The sequence below is a fragment of the Pseudomonas sp. BIGb0176 genome, assembly GCF_024810175.1.
Classification (GTDB): Bacteria; Pseudomonadota; Gammaproteobacteria; order Pseudomonadales; family Pseudomonadaceae; genus Aquipseudomonas; species Aquipseudomonas protegens.
The window spans coordinates 176,925-199,995 of the sequence record NZ_JANUEC010000004.1; the positions used below are offsets into that span (position 1 = coordinate 176,925).

The 23,071-nt window shown below is 63.7% G+C and carries 17 protein-coding genes; 11 read left to right on the forward strand and 6 right to left on the reverse strand.

What is annotated here, in order from left to right; genetic code table 11:
• Positions 1-82: 82 nt before the first annotated feature.
• The gene (locus tag M2395_RS23855) at positions 83-2,035 is read right to left on the reverse strand and encodes a BCCT family transporter (RefSeq protein WP_225368821.1); all 1,953 of its coding nucleotides are present in this window, start codon (positions 2,033-2,035) and stop codon (positions 83-85) included.
• 486 nt (positions 2,036-2,521) lie between these two features.
• On the opposite strand from M2395_RS23855, the gene betI reads away from it, so the two are divergent.
• The 9 genes from betI (at position 2,522) to yccS (ending at position 16,158) form a co-directional block, all read left to right on the forward strand.
• Entirely contained in the window at positions 2,522-3,115 is a 594-nt protein-coding gene (gene betI / locus M2395_RS23860; RefSeq protein ID WP_011063941.1) for a transcriptional regulator BetI, read from the forward strand.
• Positions 3,116-3,223: 108 nt separating this feature from the next.
• Positions 3,224-4,696, forward strand: coding sequence for a betaine-aldehyde dehydrogenase (gene betB / locus M2395_RS23865; protein ID WP_011063942.1), 1,473 nt, complete (start codon positions 3,224-3,226; stop codon positions 4,694-4,696).
• A 143-nt stretch (positions 4,697-4,839) separates the two neighbouring features.
• Positions 4,840-6,543 carry a choline dehydrogenase gene (betA, locus tag M2395_RS23870; RefSeq protein WP_053154303.1) on the forward strand — a complete coding sequence of 568 codons (1,704 nt, stop codon included), beginning with the start codon at positions 4,840-4,842 and terminating at the stop codon, positions 6,541-6,543.
• Positions 6,544-6,772: 229 nt separating this feature from the next.
• Positions 6,773-8,215 (forward strand): TldD/PmbA family protein, encoded by a 1,443-nt coding sequence (locus M2395_RS23875; protein ID WP_053154306.1) that lies wholly within the window; start codon positions 6,773-6,775, stop codon positions 8,213-8,215.
• Entirely contained in the window at positions 8,215-9,552 is a 1,338-nt protein-coding gene (locus tag M2395_RS23880) for a TldD/PmbA family protein (protein WP_053154309.1), read from the forward strand. The genes M2395_RS23875 and M2395_RS23880 overlap by 1 nt, the downstream gene beginning before the upstream one ends.
• A gap of 36 nt (positions 9,553-9,588) precedes the next feature.
• The gene (mdtD, locus tag M2395_RS23885) at positions 9,589-11,019 is read left to right on the forward strand and encodes a multidrug transporter subunit MdtD (protein WP_015637327.1); all 1,431 of its coding nucleotides are present in this window, start codon (positions 9,589-9,591) and stop codon (positions 11,017-11,019) included.
• A gap of 244 nt (positions 11,020-11,263) precedes the next feature.
• On the forward strand, positions 11,264-12,601 hold the full coding sequence (gene dbpA, locus M2395_RS23890; protein ID WP_230493580.1) for an ATP-dependent RNA helicase DbpA: 1,338 nt from the start codon (positions 11,264-11,266) through the stop codon (positions 12,599-12,601).
• A 61-nt stretch (positions 12,602-12,662) separates the two neighbouring features.
• The gene (locus M2395_RS23895) at positions 12,663-13,841 is read left to right on the forward strand and encodes an NAD(P)/FAD-dependent oxidoreductase (protein WP_077934896.1); all 1,179 of its coding nucleotides are present in this window, start codon (positions 12,663-12,665) and stop codon (positions 13,839-13,841) included.
• 124 nt (positions 13,842-13,965) lie between these two features.
• Complete coding sequence (gene yccS / locus M2395_RS23900; protein ID WP_019095267.1) at positions 13,966-16,158, forward strand: YccS family putative transporter; 2,193 nt, start codon at positions 13,966-13,968, stop codon at positions 16,156-16,158.
• Between the two features lie 86 nt (positions 16,159-16,244).
• Here yccS and M2395_RS23905 read toward each other — a convergent pair whose 3' ends face one another.
• The gene (locus tag M2395_RS23905; RefSeq protein ID WP_011063950.1) at positions 16,245-16,982 is read right to left on the reverse strand and encodes an ABC transporter substrate-binding protein; all 738 of its coding nucleotides are present in this window, start codon (positions 16,980-16,982) and stop codon (positions 16,245-16,247) included.
• Between the two features lie 277 nt (positions 16,983-17,259).
• Here M2395_RS23905 and M2395_RS23910 point away from each other — a divergent pair, with 277 nt between their 5' ends.
• Entirely contained in the window at positions 17,260-17,712 is a 453-nt protein-coding gene (locus tag M2395_RS23910) for a GNAT family N-acetyltransferase (RefSeq protein WP_011063951.1), read from the forward strand.
• A gap of 3 nt (positions 17,713-17,715) precedes the next feature.
• On the opposite strand, the gene M2395_RS23915 is transcribed toward M2395_RS23910, so the two are convergent.
• The 3 genes from M2395_RS23915 to M2395_RS23925 are packed head-to-tail and all read right to left on the reverse strand — an operon-like array spanning position 17,716 to position 20,714.
• Entirely contained in the window at positions 17,716-18,012 is a 297-nt protein-coding gene (locus M2395_RS23915; protein ID WP_011063952.1) for a helix-turn-helix domain-containing protein, read from the reverse strand.
• 23 nt (positions 18,013-18,035) lie between these two features.
• Entirely contained in the window at positions 18,036-18,548 is a 513-nt protein-coding gene (locus M2395_RS23920) for a M48 family metallopeptidase (protein ID WP_011063953.1), read from the reverse strand.
• A gap of 42 nt (positions 18,549-18,590) precedes the next feature.
• Positions 18,591-20,714 (reverse strand): bifunctional diguanylate cyclase/phosphodiesterase, encoded by a 2,124-nt coding sequence (locus M2395_RS23925; RefSeq protein WP_015637331.1) that lies wholly within the window; start codon positions 20,712-20,714, stop codon positions 18,591-18,593.
• Positions 20,715-21,030: 316 nt separating this feature from the next.
• On the opposite strand from M2395_RS23925, the gene M2395_RS23930 reads away from it, so the two are divergent.
• Positions 21,031-21,702, forward strand: a complete 672-nt coding sequence (locus tag M2395_RS23930) for a polysaccharide lyase family 7 protein (RefSeq protein WP_011063955.1) — start codon at positions 21,031-21,033, stop codon at positions 21,700-21,702.
• Between the two features lie 161 nt (positions 21,703-21,863).
• Here M2395_RS23930 and fba read toward each other — a convergent pair whose 3' ends face one another.
• Positions 21,864-22,928: a class II fructose-bisphosphate aldolase gene (gene fba, locus M2395_RS23935; RefSeq protein WP_003229012.1), complete on the reverse strand. Its 1,065-nt coding sequence runs from the start codon at positions 22,926-22,928 to the stop codon at positions 21,864-21,866.
• Positions 22,929-23,071 lie beyond the last annotated feature (143 nt).

Here is a 23,071-nt window from a genome sequence, read left to right on the forward strand (position 1 = left end):
GAACAGGCCCTGAAGCCTTGCAGCGCCCTTGAGGACGTCTTCGCCGGCAAGCCGGCTCCTACAAGGATGGGGCCGTTTTCACTCAGCTATAGACACGGCCAAGGAGCTGCCGATGGCTTTCGAACTGATCGAGCACATCCCGGGTGATCTGCTCCTGGGTGAAGCCCATCAAGTCGTATTCCTGGCTGCCGTTGTGCAGATACACCTCGGCGCGGTAGAAACGGCTGCGCACTTCGCTGTCGGCCCCTTCCGGCTGGGTCGATTCGCTAGGCGTCGCCAGGTAGCCGTCCAGGCTCACTTCATAGACGAAGGGATTGCCTTCATCCATTTCCACGCGCAGGCCCAGCAGGTTCTTCGACTTGCCCAGGTTGGTCTGCACTTCCAGGCTCAAGTTGCGCAGTTGCGCCGCCGCTTCCTGCAAGGCCGGGCTGACGTGCTTGTCCATGTAGCGCTGCACCACCGACTGGGTCGGCTGCAGGTCCAGCTGGCTCAGGCGCTCGCTGAAGCCACGACGACCACGCTCGGCCAGTTGCGCCTGCTCCTGCTCGATCTGCACGTCCTGGCGCATGGCCTTGTGCAAGCCGAACATGAAGCAGATCAGCACCACCGAGAACGGCAGGCCGGCCAGCACCACCATGGTCTGCATGGCTTCGAAGTTGCCGGCGAACAGCAGGCCGATGGTCACCAGGGTGATCACCACCGACCAGAAGATCCGCAGCCAGTGCGGGGCGTCTTCGTCGACGTTGCCGCCCTTGCACGAAAGGTTGGCCATCATCACCGCCCCGGAGTCGGCGGGGGTCAGGAACAGCACGAAGCCGACGAAGATCGACACACCGATGACAATCTTCGAGGCCGGGTAGTGCTCGAGCAGTTGGTAGATCGCCATGGACGGCTGTTCCAACGCCGTCTTGCCCAACTCCACGGCTCCCTGATTGACCACCAGATCCAGGGCCGAGTTACCGAAGATCGACAGCCAGGCCAGGGTGAAGCCCAGGGGAATCAACAGTACGCCGGCCACCAGTTCACGCACGGTGCGACCACGGGAAATACGCGCGATGAACATGCCTACAAATGGCGCCCAGGAAATCCACCAGGCCCAGTAGAACAGGGTCCACAGGCCCAGCCAGCGATCGGACTTGGCGCTGTCGCCCTCATACACATAGAGGTCGAAGGTCTTGAGCACTACACCGTTCAGGTAGTCGCCAATGTTCTGCACGAAGCCGTTGAGCAGGTGCAGGGTCGGGCCGAACAGCAGGACGAAGATCAGCAGGCCGCTGAACAGCACGATGTTGAGGTTGGACAGGCGGCGGATGCCGTTTTCCACACCGGACACCGCAGCGATGGTGGCCACCGTGCTCATGACGATGATCACGATCAGCAGGTTGGTGTTGCTGTGCTCCATGCCGAACAGGTTTTCCAGGCCGGAAGACACCTGCATCGAACCAATCCCGAGGTTGGTCACCAGGCCCAGCAGGGTCACGAACATGCCGAAACCGTCCACCGCGTGGCCGGCCGCGCCCTTGACCCAGCGCTCGCCCACCAGCGGGTACAACGCCGAACGCAGCGCCAGTGGCTGGTTATGCCGATAGGCGAAGTACGCCACCGCCAGGCCCACCAGGGCATAGATGGCCCAGCCGTGCAGGCCCCAGTGCAGGAACGTCAGCTGCAGCGCCTGGCGTGCGGCCAGGTTGCTGCCCGGTACGCCTTCCGGCGGGTTGAAGTAGTGGTCCAGCGGCTCGGAAGCACCGAAGTACAGCAGCGAGATGCCGATGCCGGAGGAAAACAGCATCCCCGCCCAGGCGCCGTAGCTGAAGTCCGGGGTGTCCTGCTTGGTCCCCAGCTTGAGCTTGCCGTAGGAGGAGAACGCCAGGCCCACCACGAACACCAGGTAGGCGGCGATCACCACCATGTAGTACCAGCCGAAGCTGCGGGACAACCAGGCCTGGGCAATGCCCAGCAGTCGGCCGGCCTCTTGCGGGGCGATGATCAGAATGGCGGTCAACAACAGGATCAGCGCGGTGGAGGTGTAGAACACCCAACCGTTGACCCGCACCTTCTCCGGTGGGGTCTTTATAAGAGAGGCAGAACTCATTGCGCAGATGCTCCGGGCAGTGCGAGAGAAGGACACAAGGCAACACGGCACCCGACCAATCGGTTAGTTGGCAGCCGATCATCGGGTGTTATAAAGACACCCCGAAAACACCCGAAACCGCAAAAGCCGCGTTGCGCAACCGCATCCGGGGCCGGTGACGAACCTGCAGTTCGTCGCCTGGAACCCGGAGCGTCCTGCCCCTTCAACACGTGTGCTCTCTTGCCGGTCCACGCTATGCCGCGTGTAAGTTTCGGGCATTTTCGGAGGTCGTTTTTCCGCCATCTGCGAGCAGGAGAAACTCCCCAGGCAGCGACGATTTGTCGCAGATCTTATTCTTTGTTGATTGAACGTTCAATCAAAACAAAATAGACTGGCCCACAAGTCGACGGGCGTCATACGCCAATCGACAGGCCTAAGGAGAGGTATCAGATGCCCAAGGTCGGTATGCAACCCATACGCCGCCAGCAATTGATCGAAGCCACGCTGCAAGCGGTCGATCAGGTCGGAATGGGGGACGCCAGCATTGCGCTGATCGCCCGTTTGGCCGGTGTCTCGAACGGCATCATCAGTCACTACTTTCGGGACAAGAACGGCCTGATCGCAGCGACGATGGGTTACATCATGAGCATGCTCAACGAAGGCGTCAGAGCACGCCGCCAGGCCCTGACGGACGACAGCCCGCGCGCTCATCTGAAAGTGATCATCGAGGGCAACTTCGATGCCAGCCAGGTGAACGGCCCGGCAATGAAAACCTGGTTGGCCTTCTGGGCTTCCAGCATGCACCAGCCCGATTTGCACAGGTTGCAGCGGATCAACGACCACCGCTTGTATTCCAACCTGTGTTGCCAGTTCCGCCGTGCCCTGCCGCTCTACCATGCGCGCAAGGCAGCCCGCGGCCTGGCGGCCTTGATCGACGGTTTGTGGCTGCGTGGTGCCTTGTCGGGTGATGCATTCGACACCGACCAGGCGATACGGATCGCTTACGAATACATGGATCTACAACTGGCTAAGCAGGAGCGCTAGAGCACAAAAGAGACGCTCGGCCCCTGAACCGCCACTGATCAGCGCGCCCCGAACTTAGGGGCATGCCCGGTGGTCAAGCCCACTACTTAATGCACTTGCGAGGACACTATGGCCCGTTTCGAACTGCAAAAACTCTACATCGACGGCGGCTACACCGATGCCGGCAGCGACGCCACTTTCGATGCCATCAACCCGGCCAACGGTGAAGTTCTCGCACAAGTGCAGCGTGCGACCAAGGAAGACGTTGAACGCGCCGTGGTCAGCGCCGAGAAAGGCCAGAAGATCTGGGCCGCCATGACCGCCATGGAGCGTTCGCGCATCCTGCGTCGCGCCGTGGAAATCCTCCGCGAGCGCAACGACGAACTGGCCGCCCTGGAAACCCTGGACACCGGCAAGGCGTTCTCCGAAACCAAGTACGTGGACATCGTCACCGGCGCCGACGTGCTGGAATACTACGCTGGCCTGGTACCGGCCATCGAAGGCGAGCAGATCCCGCTGCGCACCACTTCCTTCGTCTACACCCGTCGCGAGCCCCTGGGCGTAGTGGCCGGTATCGGCGCGTGGAACTACCCGATCCAGATCGCCCTGTGGAAATCCGCACCGGCCCTGGCGGCCGGTAACGCGATGATCTTCAAGCCGAGCGAAGTGACCTCGCTGACCACCCTGAAACTGGCCGAGATCTACACCGAAGCCGGCCTGCCGGATGGCGTGTTCAACGTCCTGACCGGCAGCGGCCGCGAAGTCGGCACCTGGCTGACCGAGCACCCGCGCATCGAGAAGGTCTCCTTCACCGGCGGCACCGACACTGGCAAGAAGGTCATGGCCAGCGCTTCCAGCTCCTCGCTGAAAGACGTGACCATGGAACTGGGCGGCAAGTCGCCACTGATCATCTTCGACGACGCCGACCTGGATCGCGCCGCCGACACCGCCATGATGGCCAACTTCTACAGCTCCGGTCAGGTCTGCACCAACGGTACTCGGGTATTCGTACCGAGCCACCTGAAAGCCGCTTTCGAAGCCAAGATCGCCGAGCGCGTTGCGCGCATCCGCATCGGCAACCCGGAAGACGAAAACACCAACTTCGGCCCGCTGGTCAGCTTCCCGCACATGGAAAGCGTGCTGGGCTACATCGCCAAGGGTAAAGAAGAAGGTGCCCGTGTACTGTGCGGCGGCGAGCGCCTGACCGACGGCGAATTCGCCAAGGGCGCCTTCGTTGCACCGACCGTGTTCACCGACTGCACCGACGACATGACCATCGTCCGTGAAGAAATCTTCGGCCCGGTCATGGCGATCCTGACCTACGAAACCGAAGAAGAAGTGATCCGCCGCGCCAACGACACCGACTTCGGCCTGGCTGCCGGCCTGGTCACCAAGGATCTGAACCGCGCTCACCGCGTGATTCATCAGCTCGAAGCCGGTATCTGCTGGATCAACGCCTGGGGCGAGTCCGACGCCAAGATGCCGGTTGGCGGCTACAAGCAGTCGGGCGTGGGCCGTGAGAACGGCATCAGCTCGCTGAACAACTTCACCCGCATCAAGTCGGTGCAGGTCGAGCTGGGCGACTACGCCTCGGTGTTCTAAGCAGCCGCTAGCAGCCAGCTACAAGCGGCAAGCCAGGGCAACAGCCTGGCTTGCCGCCTGCTCCTCATTCAACGCCAAGCCCGCTTCGCTGCCTTTTCCCGCAGCTTGAAGCTTGAGGCTTGCAGCTCTCCACGGAGGCTCCAATGGCCCAAGAATACGATTACATCATTGTGGGTGCCGGCTCTGCCGGTAACACCCTGGCGACCCGTCTGACTGAAGACGAAGGCGTCACCGTCCTGCTGCTGGAAGCCGGCGGCCCGGACTACCGTTTCGACTTCCGTACCCAGATGCCGGCGGCACTGGCCTTCCCACTGCAAGGCCGGCGCTACAACTGGGCCTACGAGACCGATCCAGAGCCACACATGGACGGTCGCCGCATGGAATGCGGTCGCGGCAAGGGCCTGGGCGGCTCGTCGCTGATCAACGGCATGTGCTACATCCGCGGCAACGCCATGGACTACGACGGCTGGGCCAAGCTGCCAGGCCTGGAAGACTGGACCTACCTGGATTGCCTGCCGTATTTCCGCAAGGCGGAAACCCGTGACATCGGCCCCAACGACTACCACGGCGGCGAAGGCCCGGTCAGCGTGACCACGCCCAAGGCCGGCAACAACCCGTTGTTCCACGCCATGGTCGAAGCCGGCGTGCAGGCCGGTTACCCGCGTACCGAAGACCTGAACGGCTACCAGCAGGAAGGCTTCGGTCCGATGGACCGTACCGTCACCCCTAAAGGTCGTCGCGCCAGCACCGCCCGCGGTTACCTGGACACCGCGAAAAAGCGTTCGACCCTGACCATCGTCACCCACGCCCTGACCGACAAGATCCTCTTCGAAGGCAAGCGCGCCGTGGGCGTGAGCTACCTGCAAGGCAGCACTGAAGAGCGCGTGGAAGCCCGTGCGCGCAAGGAAGTCATCGTCAGCTCCGGCGCCATCGCCTCGCCGCAATTGCTGCAACGTTCCGGCGTAGGCCCCCGCGCCCTCCTGGAAAGCCTGGACATCCCGGTGGTTCACGACCTGCCGGGCGTGGGCGAGAACCTTCAGGACCACCTGGAACTGTACCTGCAGTACGCCTGCACCCAGCCGGTGTCGCTGTATCCATCGCTGCTGTGGTGGAACCAGCCGGCCATCGGTGCCGAGTGGCTGTTCAACGGCACCGGCATCGGCGCCAGCAACCAGTTCGAAGCCGGCGGTTTCATCCGTACCCGCGAAGAGTTCGAATGGCCGAACATCCAGTACCACTTCCTGCCGGTGGCGATTAACTACAACGGCAGCAATGGTGTGAAAGAGCACGGCTTCCAGGCGCACATGGGCTCCATGCGCTCGCCGAGCCGTGGCCGCGTGCAGCTCAAGTCCAAGGACCCGCGCCAGCACCCGAGCATCCTCTTCAACTACATGGCCACCGAGCAGGACTGGCAGGAATTCCGCGACGGCATCCGCCTGACCCGTGAAATCATGCAGCAGCCGGCCCTGGACCCTTTCCGCGGCCGCGAGATCAGCCCGGGCATCGAGGTGCAGACCGACGAGCAACTGGACAAGTTCGTCCGCGAGCACGCCGAGACCGCCTTCCACCCATCCTGCTCGTGCAAGATGGGCACCGACGACATGGCTGTAGTGGATGGCCAGGGTCGCGTGCATGGCATGCAAGGCCTGCGCGTGGTGGATGCCTCGATCATGCCGATCATCACCACCGGCAACCTCAACGCGCCGACGATCATGATGGCCGAGAAAATCGCCGACAAGATCCGTGGCCGCCAGCCACTGCCACGCAGCACCGCGGCCTACTACGTAGCCGGTGAAGCCCCGGTACGTGGCAAGCCGATGCGCGATGTGACTCCCGCCGCGCAGTAAGCCTGACGGGCGCCGACCGCAAGGGTCGGCGCCCTTTTTCTCTTCCCTTCATTCCTTCAGAACTACTTCCTTGATCGCAGCCTTCGGCAGCGGCTACAGTTCTGCAACTTGCACATCCCCTTTCGCCCCCGCGCCCATCAGCACCTATACCTGTAGGAACCGCCGGGCGGTGTTCCGTTTGCTGGCGAAACGCGTCGACCCGCTATCGCGCCTCACAAGGAGGTCCTCCATGTTCGACTTTCACCCCCAGCTCAAGCAGCGCTTCGCTGCCTTGCGCACGGGCGCCGAATTCTTTTCCCTGCGTTATGTCCGCGAATCGGACCAGTACCTGTCGGTGCGCAAGAACGTCGCCGAGCCGCCAAGCCTGGGCCGAGACGAAGGGGCGATGCTGACCGTGCGGGTGCGCGGCGTGGAAGCCTACGCCGCCACCAACGACCTGTCGCAAAGCGGCCTGCAGGCCGCCCTGGACCGCGCCGAGCAGCAGGCCCGGGTCATCGCCGCCCATGCCCTGCTGGACCTGCGTGAGCAACCGGTCTCCAGCCACCGCGCGGACTATTTCTCGCCCAACCTGGAGCAGCCCTTCCCCTCCCTCAGCGACTGCTATCAGCTGCTGGGCGATGAGTCGGCCTCGGTGCCCAAGGATGAACGCCTGGTGAACTGGCAGGTGGGCATCGGCGTGACCCAGGTCGAACAGATCTACCTCAACAGCGCCGGCGCCGAGCTGCGCCAGGCCCAGCGTTTTGTCTACCCGGGCCTGGACGTGACCGCCTACGACGGCAGCGACAGCCAGACCCGCAGCCTAGGCCGGGAGAACTTCGGCCAGCAGGGCGCCGGCGATGTGATCAGCCGCTGCGGCCTGCTGGGGGCCGCACCGCGGGTCGCCGACCAGGCCCTGCAACTGCTGCTGGCGCCCAATACCCCCCAGGGCCCGCGGGACCTGCTGCTGATGCCGGACCAGATGATGCTGCAGATCCACGAATCCATCGGCCATCCCCTGGAGCTGGACCGCATTCTCGGCGACGAGCGCAATTACGCCGGCACCAGCTTCGTCAAACAGCAGGATTTCGGCCGCCTGCAATACGGCTCCTCGCTGCTCAACGTGACTTTCGACCCGCAGATCCCCGAGGAACTGGCCAGCTACAGTCACGACGACGACGGCACCGCGGCCAGCAAGCAGTTCCTGATTCGCGAGGGCCTGCTGGTACGCCCCCTGGGCAGCGCCCTTTCGCAATACCGCAGCGGCCTCGACGGCGTTGCCAACAGCCGCGCCAGCAGTTGGAACCGTGCACCGATCGACCGCATGGCCAACCTCAACATCGAGCCCGGCGACCAGCCCCTGGAGCAACTGATCGGGCACATCGAGCACGGCATCCTGATGTCCACCAACCGTTCCTGGTCCATCGACGATGCGCGCAACAAGTTCCAGTTCGGCTGCGAATGGGGCCAGTTGATCGAGAACGGCGAACTCCGGGGCGTGGTCAAGAACCCCAATTACCGGGGGATTTCCGCGCAGTTCTGGCGCAACCTCAGCGCGGTCGGCGACCGCAGCACCTTCCAGGTGCTGGGCACGCCCAACTGCGGCAAGGGCGAGCCCAACCAGGTGATTCGCGTCGGCCATGCTTCGCCGGCCTGCGTATTCAGCAAGATTGATGTATTTGGAGGAGACGCCTGATGACCAGGACAGCCGATCAGGCCCAGCCATTCAAGGCCTTGGTGCAGTGGCTCAAAGACGCGCTGCGCGAGACCGAGCAGTTCACCCTGAGCTACGCCGCCGAAGCCTCGGAGTTCATTCGCTTCAACCACGCCAAGGTGCGCCAGGCCGGGCAGGTGCAACAGGCCAGCGTGCATTTCAAGCTGATCGACAATGGCCGCCACGCCGACCTCAGCATCACCCTGAGCAATGACCCCGAGGTGGATCGCCAGCGCCTGGCCGATGGCCTGCAACAACTGCGCGAGACCCTGCCGCTGCTGCCGGCCGATCCGTACCTGATGCTCAACCACACCCATTGGCAAAGCCATCACGTGCAGGACCAGCCGCTGCCCGGCAGTGAGCAGGTGGTGGAAGAAATCGGTCGCGCCGGCGCCGGCCTGGACCTGGTGGGCATCTACGCTGCCGGCCCCATCAGCCGTGGCTTCGCCAGTTCCGGCGGGGCCTTCGGCTGGCACCAGGCCAACAGCTTCAACTTCGATTTCAGCCTGTTCCACGAAAACGGCGAGGCGGTGAAGGCCAGCTACGCCGGGCACGCCTGGGACAGCCAGGCCTTCGCCCTGCGCTTCCAGCAGGCCCGGGAACAACTGGAATTCCTTGGCCGGCCACTGCGCACCCTGGCGCCCGGGCAGTACCGGGCCTACCTGGCGCCGGCGGCCCTGGAGGAGATCATGGGCATGCTGGCCTGGGGCGGCTTCTCGGCCCAGTCGATCGCCAGCAAGCACAGCCCGCTGCAGAAGCTCTATGCCGGTGATGCCGCGCTGAACCCGCTGGTGTCGCTCGACGAACAGGTCAGTGGCTCCCTGAGCCCGGCGTTTTCCGACGAAGGCTACCCGCGCAGCGACCTGTCACTGATCGCCGCGGGCAGCGCCAATGCCCAACTGATCAACTCCCGCAGCGCCGCCGAATACGGCCTGACCACCAATGGTGCCGGCAGCGGCGAGTACCCCAGCGCGCTGAACATGGCCGCGGGGCAGTTGTCCCAGCAGGAGATCCTCAAGCAACTGGGCACCGGGCTGTACATCAGCAACCTGTGGTACCTGAACTACTCGGACCTGCCGGCGGCGCGCCTGACCGGCATGACCCGCTTCGCCACCTTCTGGGTGGAGAACGGCGAGATTCAGGCGCCGGTGAGCACCATGCGCTTCGATGACAGCGTCTACAGCCTGCTGGGCTCGCAGCTGGAGGCCCTGACCGAGCAACGCGAGCTGCTGCTGTCGGCCAGTACCTACGGCCAGCGCCAGACCGCTTCGATGCACTTGCCCGGAGCGCTGGTCAGCCGCCTGACCCTGACCCTGTAGAAACCGCCCTCAAACCTGAACTCACCCAGAGGTCCCATGCCCGAACGCGCGCCACTCGATGCCACCACCGCCCGCTGGCTGCCCTGGGTGGTGGCCATCGCCTTCTTCATGCAGTCCCTGGACGGCACCATCCTCAATACCGCCCTGCCGGCCATGGCCCAGGACCTGGCGGAAAACCCCCTGCGCATGCAGGGGGTGATCATCGCCTACATGCTCACTGTGGCCCTCTTGATCCCGGCCTCGGGCTGGATCGCCGACCGCTTCGGCACCAAGCGGATCTTCTTCGGCGCCATCTTGCTGTTCAGCATCGGTTCCCTGCTCTGCGCCCTGTCCAACACCCTGACCCAGCTGATTGGCGCCCGGGTGATCCAGGGCCTGGGCGGTGCGCTGATGCTGCCGGTGGGACGGCTGGTGGTGCTGCGTGCCTACCCGCGTTCGGAACTGGTGCGGATCATGGGCTTCATCACCATTCCCGGGCTTCTGGGGCCGCTGATCGGCCCGACCATGGGCGGCTGGATGGTGCAGTACCTGACCTGGCACTGGATCTTCCTGATCAACCTGCCGGTAGGCGCCGTTGGCTGCTATGCGGTGTGGCGTTTCATTCCCGACCTGCGCGGCAGCGAGCGCACACGCTTCGACAGCCTGGGCTTTGTGCTGTTCGGCGCGGCGATGGTGCTGATCACCATCGCCATGGAAGGCCTGGGGGAACTGCACCTGCCGCACTTGCGGGTGATGTTGCTGCTGTTCGGCGGGCTGGCCTGCCTGGCGGCCTACTGGCTGCGGGCCGTGCACACCGACAACCCGCTGTTCGCCCCGTCACTGTTCAAGGTGCGGACCTTTGCCGTGGGCATTCTGGGTAACCTGTTCGCCCGCCTGGGCAGCGGCGCCCTGCCGTTCCTGGTGCCCCTGCTGCTGCAAGTGGCCCTGGGCTATTCACCGTCCCAGGCGGGGATGAGCATGCTGCCCCTGGCGGCCGCGGCAATGCTGGCCAAATCCATCGCCCGGCCACTGATCGAGCGCCTGGGCTACCGCATCGTGCTCACCGGCAACACCCTGGCCCTGGGCATCATGCTGGCCAGTATGGGGCTGGTCAGCGAACAGACGCCCTACCCGCTGCTGCTGGGCATGCTGGCGGTGCTGGGGGCGATCAACTCGCTGCAGTTCACGGCGATGAACACCGTGACCCTGATCGACCTCGACGATGCCGCCGCCAGCAGCGGCAACAGCCTGCTGTCGGTGGTGGCGCAACTGTCCCTGAGCCTTGGGGTGGCCTGTGCCGGCGCGCTGCTGGGCGGCTTTACCGCTGAGTTGGGCAACGATGGCGTGGACACCGTGCTCGGCGCCTTCCAACTGACCTTCCTCACGGTAGGCATCATGGCGATGCTGGCGGCGGCGATCTTCCTCCAGCTGTCGCCCACCGATGGCCGGCGCGCGCGCAAGCTCGAGGAGCAGCACATCGAACACTGAACCCACGCACCTCCCCCCGTAGGAGCCGGCTTGCCGGCGAAGAGGCCCCCGAGCCCTGCGCCAACCTCGCGGCCGCTTTCGCTGGCAAGCCAGCGCCTACACAAAACCGCCCCTGCACAGCTGCTCGTCCAGAATTTGCAGGTTGTGGGAGCGGGACTGATACACTGCGCGACATTTTGTTTTGCAGGCCAGTCCCGTGACCACCATCGCCACCGCTTTTAATACTTTGCCCCTGTCCGCCGCCATGCTGGCTAACCTCGACTCCCTCGGTTATGCCCAGATGACGCCGATCCAGGCGCAGAGCTTGCCGGTGATCCTCAAGGGCATGGACCTGATCGCCCAGGCCAAGACCGGCAGCGGCAAGACCGCGGCCTTCGGCATCGGCCTGCTGAACCCGATCAACCCGCGCTACTTCGGCTGCCAGGCCCTGGTGATCTGCCCGACTCGCGAGCTGGCCGACCAGGTGGCCAAGGAAGTGCGCCGGCTGGCTCGCGCCGAAGACAACATCAAGGTCCTGACCCTGTGCGGCGGCGTGTCGTTCGGGCCACAGATCGCCTCCCTGGAGCACGGTGCGCATATCATCGTCGGCACCCCAGGGCGTATCCAGCAGCATCTGCGCAAGGGTTCGCTGGTGCTCGACGGCCTGAACACGCTGGTGCTCGACGAAGCTGACCGCATGCTCGACATGGGCTTCTACGACGCCATCGAAGACATCATCGAAAAGACCCCGTCGCGCCGCCAGACCCTGCTGTTCTCCGCCACGTATCCGGTGGGCATCAAGCAACTGGCGTCGAAATTCATGCGCGATCCGCAAACGGTGAAAGCCGAAGCGTTCCACGACGATACGCAGATCGAGCAGCGTTTCTACGAGATTTCACCGGAAGAGCGCATGAGCGCAGTGACCAAAGTCCTGCACCACTTCCGCCCGGCCTCCTGTGTGGCGTTCTGCTTCACCAAGCAGCAAGTGCAGGAAACCGTCGATCACCTGACCGCCAAAGGCATCTCCGCTGTCGGCCTGCACGGCGACCTGGAGCAGCGTGACCGCGATCAGGTGCTGGCGATGTTTGCCAACCGCAGCACATCGGTACTGGTCGCCACCGACGTCGCCGCCCGTGGCCTGGACATCGATGCGCTGGACATGGTGATCAACGTCGAGCTGGCCCGCGATTCGGAAATCCACATTCACCGCGTTGGCCGTACCGGTCGCGCTGGCGAGAAAGGCATCGCGGTCAGCCTCGTCGCACCGTCCGAAGCCCATCGCGCGCAAGCCATCGAACAACTGCAGAAAGCCCCGTTGAACTGGGATCAGGTCGATAACCTCAAGTCCCAGGGCGGCGCCCCATTGCAGCCACCGATGAGCACGTTGTGCATCGCCGGCGGGCGCAAGGACAAGGTACGTCCGGGGGATATTCTCGGCGCACTGACCGGCGACGCCGGCATCCCGGGCGCCCAGGTCGGCAAGATCGCGATCTTCGACTTCCAGTCGTATGTGGCGGTTGAGCGCACCGTGGTCATGCAGGCGCTGCAGCGCCTGAACAACGGCAAGATCAAGGGCCGTTCGCTGCGCGTGCGCGTCCTCTAACCCCACTGTTTGACCTGTAGCCGCTGCCACAGGGCCGTTCGCTTCTATTAAGGACACCGTTTTGCGTTCTACCGAAGTCGTGATCATTGGCGCCGGCGCCGCCGGCCTGATGTGCGCCCTGACCGCGGCCGGCCGGGGCCGCCAGGTGCTGCTGCTGGACCACGCCAACAAGGCCGGCAAGAAAATCCTGATGTCCGGCGGCGGTCGCTGCAATTTCACCAATATGTACACCGAGCCGGCCAACTTCCTGTCGCAGAACCCGCATTTCTGCAAATCGGCCCTGGCGCGCTACACCCAGTGGGATTTCATCGGCCTGGTGGCCAAGCACGGCGTGCCCTACCACGAGAAGAAACTCGGCCAGCTGTTCTGCGATAACAAGTCCAGCGACATCCTCGGCATGCTGCTCGACGAGTGCGATCAGGTCGGCGTGGAGCTGCGCCTGGACACCTCGATCCAGACCATCGAAAAGGTCGAAAGCGGCTACCTGCTCGACACCACCCTCGGCCAGGTTCAGTGCCAATCGCTGGTGATCGCCACCGGCGGGCTGTCGATCCCGACGCTGGGCGCCACCGGCTTCGGTTATCAGGTGGCCAAACAGTTCGGCCACGAACTGCTGCCGACCCGTGCCGGCCTGGTGCCGTTCACCATCACCGACCAGCTCAAGGAACTGTGCAGCGAGCTATCGGGGACCTCGGTGGATTGCCTGGTGAGCTGCAACGACCAGAGCTTTCGCGAGAACATCCTGTTCACCCACCGCGGCCTCAGCGGCCCGGCGATCCTGCAGATTTCCTCCTACTGGCAGCCCGGCGACAGCGTCGAGATCAACCTGCTGCCAGACCACGACGCCCTGAGCTGGCTGCAACAGCAGCAGGCCGAGCGCCCCAACAGCGAGCTCAAGACCCTCTTGGGGGAGATCTTCACCAAGAAGATGGCCGGCCTGCTGGCCGACCACTGGTTCGTCTCCAAGCCGATGAAGCAGTACACCCCGGCGGAGCTGGCGGACGTGGCGCAGAAACTCGGCAGCTGGCAACTGGTACCGGCGGGCACCGAGGGCTACCGCACCGCCGAAGTGACCCTGGGCGGCGTCGACACCCGGGAAGTTTCGTCCAAGACCATGGAATCGCTGAAGAGCCCGGGGCTGTATTTCATCGGTGAAGTGCTGGACGTCACCGGCCACTTGGGCGGCTTCAACTTCCAGTGGGCCTGGGCCTCGGGCTACGCGGCGGCGCAGTACGTCTGAGCCTGTGGCCAGGGCGCCGTAGGAAAGAGGAACAGATTTTGCTCAAGGATGTGACGACGGCATTGCGCCGTCGTCAATACTGGCTCAATTTAGCTGCATCGCCCCGGAAGGCCTGCCCTACTCCATGTCCTCGACCTCTTTTCGCCAATCCCTGCGCCGCCTCTGGGCGCTGGATAAATTCAGCTACAGCGTGCGGGTGTTCATCGCCCTGACCGGCAGCATGGCGCTGTGCTGGTATCAGGATGAAATGGCCCTGCTGATCCCGCTGTTCCTCGGCATCATCGCCAGCGCCCTGGCGGAAACCGACGACAGCTGGCAAGGCCGGCTCAATTCCCTGGCCGTGACCCTGGTGTGCTTCAGCATTGCCGCGCTGTCGGTGGAACTGCTGTTCCCCTACCCCTGGATCTTCGCCATCGCCCTGGCCCTGGCCAGCTTCGGCCTGACCATGCTGGGGGCGCTGGGCGAACGCTATGGCGCCATCGCCTCGGCGACCCTGATCCTCTCGGTCTACACCATGATCGGCGTCGACCAGCGCGGCGGCGCGGTGATCGATTTCTGGCACGAGCCGCTGCTGCTGGTGGCCGGCGCCGCCTGGTACGGCCTGCTGTCGGTGCTGTGGCAGGCGCTGTTTTCCAACCAGCCGGTGCAGCAGAGCCTGGCCCGGCTGTTTCGCGAACTGGGTTACTACCTCAAGCTCAAGTCCTCTCTGTTCGAGCCCATCCGCCAGCTGGACGTGGAGGCCCGGCGCCTGGAACTGGCCAAGCAGAACGGCAAGGTGGTGGCGGCCCTCAACGTCGCCAAGGAAATCATCCTGCACCGGGTGGGCAACGGCCGGCCGGGGTCGAAGGTCAGCCGCTACCTGAAGCTGTACTTCCTGGCCCAGGACATTCACGAGCGCGCCAGCTCTTCCCACTACCCATACAACGCCCTGACCGAGGCGTTTTTCCACAGCGACGTGCTGTTCCGCTGCCAGCGCCTGCTGCGCCAGCAGGGCAAGGCCTGCCGTGCCCTGGCCGAATCCATCCAGTTGCGCCAGCCGTTCGTCTATGACGCCACCTTCGCCGAGGCCCTGGGCGACCTGCACGCTTCCCTGGAACACCTGCGGATCCAGAGCAACCCGGCCTGGCGCGGGCTGTTGCGCTCATTGCGAGCCCTGGCGGCCAACCTCGGCACCCTCGACCGCCTGCTCAGCGACGCCAGCAACCCCGACGCCCTGGCGGACGCCACCGACAGCAGCCTGCTGGACCGTTCGCCACGCAACTTCAAGGATGTCTGGACCCGCCTGCGCACCCAGCTGACGCCAACCTCGCTGCTGTTCCGCCATGCCCTGCGCCTGCCCCTGGCGCTGAGCATCGGCTACGGCATGGTGCATTTGATCCACCCTTCCCAGGGTTACTGGATCATCCTCACCACCCTGTTCGTCTGCCAGCCCAACTACGGCGCCACCCGGCGCAAGCTGGGCCAGCGGATCATCGGCACCGCCATCGGCCTGACCATCGCCTGGGCGCTGTTCGACCTGTTCCCCAGCCCCTTGGTGCAGTCGCTGTTCGCCATTGCCGCCGGGGTGGTGTTCTTCACCAACCGCACCACCCGCTACACCCTGGCCACGGCGGCCATCACCCTGATGGTGCTGTTCTGCTTCAACCAGGTGGGCGACGGTTATGGGCTGTTCCTGCCGCGGCTGTTCGATACCCTGCTGGGCAGCCTGATCGCCGGGCTGGCGGTGTTCCTGTTCCTGCCGGACTGGCAGGGCCGGCGCCTGAACAAGGTGCTGGCCAACACCCTGACCTGCAACAGCATCTACCTGCGCCAGATCATGCAGCAGTACGCCGCCGGCAAGAGCGACGACCTGGCCTACCGCCTGGCCCGGCGCAACGCCCACAACGCCGACGCCGCGCTGTCCACCACCCTGGCCAACATGCTCATGGAACCCGGGCATTTCCGTAAGGAAGCGGACGTGGGCTTTCGCTTCCTGGTGCTGTCCCACACCTTGCTCAGCTACCTCTCGGGCCTGGGCGCACACCGCGAAACCCGGCTGCCGGACGAGGTTCGCGAGCACTTGATCGAAGGCGCCGGGGTCAGCCTGGCGGCCAGCATCGACGAGATTGCCCAGGGTCTGGCCAACAAGACCCCGATCGATATCCAGAGCGATGCCGAAGAAGCCCTGGCCAATGAGCTGGAGCAAATGCCCGACGAGGTCGACGAAGGCCAGCGCCTGGTGCAGACCCAACTGGCGCTGATCTGCCGTCAGCTGGGCCCGTTGCGGACCCTGGCGGCGCATCTGATCAAGGACACCAGCGACAACGCAAAACCGTAGGAGCCGGCTTGCCGGCGAAAGGGGCCGCAAGACTCATGCACGGTCCGGAGTCGCTTTCGCTGGCAAGCCAGCTCCTGCACCTTCGGTTACATGCCGTGCTGGCGCAGCAGGCGGTCGTAGCTGCCGTCAGCTTTCATGGCAGCGATTTCCTTGTCGAACCTGGCCACGATCTGCGCATGCTCGGGGTTCTTCAGGCTGACCAGGATATGCAGGCTGTTCTCGCTCAGGGGCTTGGGCAGGAACTCCACCGCATTGCGTACCCGCGGTGACTCCCGGGCCAGGTAGTAGCGGGCAACGTATTCGTCCTCCAGCGTCAGCTTGACCCGATCCGCCGCCAGCATGCGCACCGCCATGGCGAAGTTGTGCACCGGCACCTTCTGCAGATCGGGGTCATTGTCGAATTCGGGGGAATAGGCGTAGCCACGCACCACTGCCACCGGGTACTCATGCAGCTGCTTGAGGTTGCTGTATTCCAGCGGCGCGTCCTTGCGCTTGATGAAGCGCACGCGGTTGACCATGTATTCCGCGGAGAACTGCCCCAACTGGGTGCGCTCTTCGTTGTACCAGGCATTCACCAGCACGTCGTAGCGCCCCTCGCCGATGCCCAGCAGGGCCCGGGCCCAGGGCACCTGCTCGAATTCGCTGGAATAGCCGGCGCGGGACAGGGCGGTGCTGACAATGTCGGTGGCCACGCCGCCATTGACCAGGGTCGCGTCGGTAAAGGGTGGCCAGGCATCGGCGACCAGCCGCAGCCTTTCGGCAAAAGCGCTCTGGCCCAGCAACAGCAATCCGATCAAAGCCAAAGCTCGATGCAGTCGCAGCATGCTAATAGATCCTTAGCGGGCCCTGGGCCCAGCGCGTTCCAGCCCATACTCCAGGGTCGCGGCCTGTGCGGCACAGGTCGGCCCAGCTCCTAACATTAGCTCATCAGAACCCATGCACAGGTCTTGAAAACAGATTACACAAAGAAGACAAATACCAGTGATCTCAGTAGTGGCATTTTGACCCATCTCACAGAAACAATTTCTGCGTGACAACCGGCAAGACATCCCGTGGCGATGTGCTTACTATTTCGCGCAGCACTCAATACAGGATATGAAGATGACCATCGAATGGGTCTGCAAACACCACACCGACCTGGGCAAGGAACAGTTGTACGCGATTCTGCAATTGCGCACCGAAGTCTTCGTGGTGGAACAGAAATGCCCTTATCAGGAAGTCGACGGCCGCGACCTTGAAGGCGATACCTGCCACCTGATGGCCTGGGACGGCGACCGGTTGCTGGCCTACCTGCGCCTGCTGGACCCGACTTCCCAGGGTGGCGACGTGGTCATCGGCCGCGTGGTCATCGCTGAACAGGCCCGTGGCCAGGGCCTGGGCCACACCCTGATGGAGCAGGCGCTGAAGCAGGCCGAGCGGCACTGGCCGCAAACGCCGATCTACCTCTCGGCCCAGGCTCATCTGCAGGCCTATTACGGCCGCTACGGTTTCGTGGTGGCGGGCGAAGCATACCTGGAGGACGGTATTCCTCACATCGGCATGCGTCGCTCCTGAGCCTCAGGGATAGCCCAGCACGGCCTTGATCTGCCGCAGGTTGGGCTCGATCCAGCCCTTGTCGATGGCGCCCCAGTTGTGGATCCGGTAACGCCCGGCATGGTTGCGCGCGCCGTCCTGCTGCTCGAACTCGCAGAGGATGTCCAGGTCCGCCAGGGCCGCGATGGTGTCCTGGGCGGTGCGCCGCGGCATGCCGGTGACCTCGGTCAGCGCCGGCACGCTGCTGGCCAGGCCGCTGTCGATCAGGTACGCCACATACAGGCGGCGGTAGAAACTGCTCTTGGTCTTGCTCACATCCATCGCCCACTCCTTGCCTTCAGGGGTTAATCCGGCGCTCCCGCCTTGCCTTGCAGGTCGCGCCAGGTCAGGTAGACCCGCAGGTCGAACTCCAGCTGGTGATAGCCCGGCAGCATATGCTCGCAGAGCTTGTAGAACGCCTTGTTGTGATCCGACTCCTTGAAGTGGGCCAGCTCGTGCACCACGATCATCCGCAGGAATTCCGGCGCCGCCTCCTTGAACAGCGAAGCGATGCGGATCTCTTTCTTGGCCTTGAGCTTGCCGCCCTGCACCCGGGAAACCGTGGTATGAAGGCCCAGGGCACGGTGGGTCAGGTCCAGACGGTTGTCGAACAGCACCTTGTCGATGGCCGGCGCATTGCGCAGGTATTCCTGCTTGAGCTCCAGAGCGTAGCTGTACAGCGCCTTGTCGCTCTGTACAGCGTGCCGGCCCGGGTAACGCTGGCTCAGGTAGTCGCCCAGGCGCTGTTCATCGATCAACTGGCGCACTTGCTGCTGCAAGGCAACGGGATAGGCCTGGAGGTATTTGAGTGCGGTCATGAAGGGGCAACGCAGGGCATAAAAGGCGCCAGTGTAGCGAATTCAGGCCTGTAGCGCGCTCCAGTCAAAGGGCTGGGCAAACTGGCTGGCGATACTGGCGGTCAGCGGCCGAGCCACCAGGAAACCTTGCACATACTCGCAGCCATTGGCCTTGAGCCACTGGTATTGCTCGAGGGTTTCCACACCCTCGGCGATCACCAGCAGGTCGAACTGCTTGCACAGGTCGATCACGCAGCGGGCAATGGCGGCATCCCTTGGCGAGGTCAGCAGGCGGGCAATCAGGTGGCGATCGAGCTTGAGGGTGTCCAGTTGCAGGTCACGCAGGTAGGCCAGGCAACAACTGCCCGAGCCGAAGTCATCCAGGGCCACCCGCACCCCCAGCTGACGCAGGAGCTGCAACTGTTTGCGGGTGTCATCCAGGTTCTGGGTCAAGGCGGCCTCGGTAACCTCCACCTCCAGTTGGCGCGGTTGCAGGCCATGGCGCGACAGCACCTGGCGCAGCTCGGCCACCAGGTTGGGCATGTTGAACTGGGTGGCACTGAGGCTGACGCCCAGCACCAGGTCGGGGCTGAACACCTGCTCCCAGTCCTTGCGCTGGGCCGCGCCCTGTTGATAGATCCAACTGCCCAGGCGGCTGATCAGCCGTGCCTCCTCAAGCAGGGGCAGGAACAGCCCCGGAGGCACGTCGCCCACACTCGGATGACGCCAGCGCAGCAAGGCTTCGAAACCGCGCAGGCGCCCGTCGGCAATGGCCACCTGGGGCTGGTACACCAGGGTGAATTCCTTGCGCTCCACGGCGCTGCGCACGCTTTCCTCGAGCATCAGCCGCGAACGGGCGCGGCCATTCATCTCGTGATCGTAGTAGCGGTACTGCTGGCGGCCGGCGCGCTTGGCTTCGTACATGGCGATGTCCGCCGCCCGCAACAGGCCGTCCAGGTTGGAGCCGCAATCGGGGTAGATGGCGATGCCGATACTCGCCCCCAGCACCACCTCCAGGCCATCGATCTGCTGGTTGATGGACAGGCGTTCGATCAGCTTCTCGGCGATCTTCGCCGCTTGCTCGGGGAAGCTCAGCTCCAGCAGCGCGGTGAATTCGTCGCCGCCCATGCGCCCGAGAATGTCGAAGGAGTGCAGGCAGTCCTTCAGTTGTTCGGAAACCCAGCGCAGCACCCGGTCGCCGGCGTCGTGCCCCAGGGAGTCGTTGACCCGCTTGAAGCCGTCGAGGTCCAAGTAGAGCAGGACCAGGGACTTTCCCGAGCGGTCGCTGCGCAGCAGGATGTTTTCCACCGTCTGATAGAAGCCGCGGCGGTTGAGCAGGCCGGTCAGCGGGTCGGTCACGGCCTGGTATTCCAGTTGCTGGTGCAGGTGACGCACTTCGGACATGTCCAGCAGGGTGACCACCATCGCCTTCTGGTCACTGGGCAAGGGCGCACAGGACAAGGCCACGCTGATCAACTGGCCGGGCACGGTGCGCATCTGAGCGTCGTGCAGGCGATAGGTTTCGCCCCGGCGATAACAGGCGTAGAGCTCGGAGCCGCTCCAGTCGGGAACGTGGGGCTTTTGCAGGTAGTCGAGAAAGGGCGAGCCTTCCAGCTCCTTGACCTGGGCATTGAGCAGGCGCGAGACCGCCGGATTGGCGAAACGCACGCACCCGCCCTCGTCCACCACCAGGATGCCCTCGGCAGCGTTGTCCAGCACCGAGGCATTGAAGGCCCGCGCCACCTCCAGGTCGTGGCTGAGGTGCTGCAGGGCCCGGCGGTTGCGCTGATGCTCCAGCAGGGCCTGGACCTTGGGCTTGAGAATCTGTGGGTCGAACGGTTTGAACAGGTAGTCCACGGCGCCACTGGCATAGCCCTTGATCACGGCGTCCTGAGACTGTTCGTTGGCGGTGAGAAAGATGATCGGGGTCAGCCGGGTACGTTGGCTGCCACGCATCAGGCGGGCGACTTCGAAGCCATCCATGCCGGGCATCTGTACATCCAGCAACACCAGGTCCACTTCATGTTCGAGCAGCAGGCCCAGGGCCTCGACCCCCGAGGCGGCGGTCATCACCTGCCAGTCCTGGCGCTGCAACAGAGCACGCATGCTGAGGAGGTTTTCAGGATAGTCATCGACGATCAGAAGAGTGGAGTGGCCTTCGGCTGCCTCTGGTTGCACGCATTCCATGCTGCTTCTCTTGTCTGTAATAAGACTGAACGGATTTAAAAACCCGGTAAAACCTGAGGTTTCACTCTAGACCCGGATCCTCAAAAGCAGAAGCTGTCAGCACGCCATCACTTCGCCAATGGCCGCAGCTCCCGACTAACGGTCACAGAGTTGCCGCATAAAAACCGGGATAGATGGCATTTCGACATTTTGCTGACGCCATATATCCGCCATACGGGCCTCGCCAAGCGCCGCTTCTGCGCTATAAAGACCCCCTAAGAAGCGCAGGCTAAAGCCTTCGGCCACCTGCATCAGTCATGCCTTGCGGAAAACCACCATGATCGACCTGGCAACCTGGAACCTCAGCGTTCCCGTCGGCAGCCCGCCGGCGACCATCGACACCCCGACACTGGTCAAGGGGTTCAAGGACCAGTATTTCCACTCCGATACCGGCACCCTGTTCTTCTGGTCGCCGGTGACCGGCTCGAAAACCGAGAACGCCATCTACCCGCGCACCGAGCTGCGCGAGACCTACTCCAACGGCACCTTGCGCAACTGGACCTACCCCGAAGCGGACAACCTGCTGTACGCGACCCTGGCGGTGAACCAGGTGCCCTCCTCGGGCAAGATCGTCATCGGCCAGATCCACGCCTACAACAGCACCAAGCCGCTGGTGAAGGTCGAGTACCAGTACAAGACCAGCAAGGGCAGCGGCAACATCGTGGCCAAGGTGCGCCTGCACCCGGACGACGAGGAAGGCCGTGTCATCACCATTGCCGAGAACGTGCCCATGGACCGGGAGTTTTCCTACCTGATCCACCTGAGCCCGGGCGGCGCCCTGGGCGTCAGCGCTGCCGGCTATCAGTGGGACAGCCAGTTGAGCGCGACCTGGCGCGACAAGCCGCTGTACTTCAAGGCCGGGGTTTATGTGCAGGACAACACCGGCTATACCAGCGAAGGCGGCAAGGTGACCTTTTCCAAGCTGGACATCGACCACAACAAGACCTGACCCCCCTCCCTGCGTAGGAGCCGGCTTGCCGGCGAAGGCGCCCTTGAGCCCGGCATCCGCCCAAAGGCGCTCTTCGCGGGCAAGCCAGCGCCTACGAAGGCAAGAGCTTCGAATACAAAAAAGCCCGCATCGCTGCGGGCTTCTTCGTTCGACGCTTAGGCTCAGTTGACCTTGGCGTTCAGCTCACCCTTGAGGTAACGCTGGAACATGGCTTCCAGGGAGATCGGCTTGATCTTCGAGGCGTTGCCGGCGGTGCCGAAGGCTTCGTAACGGGCGATGCAGACATCGCGCATGGCGGTCACGGTGGCGCCGAAGAACTTGCGCGGGTCGAACTCGCTGGGGTTGGTGGCCATCAGGCGGCGCATGGCACCAGTGGACGCCAGGCGCAGGTCGGTGTCGATGTTGACCTTGCGCACGCCGTACTTGATGCCTTCGACGATTTCTTCAACCGGCACGCCGTAGGTTTCCTTGATGTCGCCACCGTACTGGTTGATGATCGCCAGCCACTCTTGCGGCACCGAAGAGGAACCGTGCATCACCAGGTGAGTGTTGGGGATGCGCTTGTGGATTTCCTTGATACGGTCGATGGCCAGTACGTCGCCGGTAGGCGGCTTGGTGAACTTGTAGGCGCCGTGGCTGGTACCGATGGCGATGGCCAGGGCATCCACCTGGGTCTTCTTGACGAAGTCCGCGGCTTCTTCCGGGTCGGTCAGCATCTGGCTGTGGTCCAGCACGCCCTCGGCGCCAATACCGTCTTCTTCACCGGCCATGCCGGTTTCCAACGAACCCAGGCAGCCCAGTTCGCCTTCTACCGACACGCCGCAGGCGTGAGCCATGGCTACGGTTTGCTGGGTAACACGGACGTTGTATTCGTAGTCGGTCGGGGTCTTGCCGTCTTCACCGAGGGAGCCGTCCATCATCACCGAGGAAAAGCCCAGTTGGATGGAGCGCTGGCAGACGTCAGGGCTGGTGCCGTGGTCCTGGTGCATGCACACCGGGATATGCGGAAACTCTTCGATGGCAGCCAGAATCAGGTGACGCAGGAAAGGCGCGCCGGCGTATTTGCGGGCGCCGGCCGAAGCCTGGACGATCACCGGGGAGTCAGTCTTGTCAGCGGCTTCCATGATGGCGCGCATCTGCTCAAGGTTGTTGACGTTGAAAGCTGGAACGCCGTAGCCGAACTCGGCTGCGTGGTCCAGCATCTGGCGCATGCTGATGAGTGCCATTGTGTGTGTCTCTCCCGGTCGAGGGTCGTTAATCGTGCAAGCCTGCCGTAGCGGCGACTGCTATTCAAGTGATTGCAGATCGGGGGTCAACCCGCTCTGTTCCATTCGTTAAAACCAAATCTCTACAGCCACGCAGGAGCCGG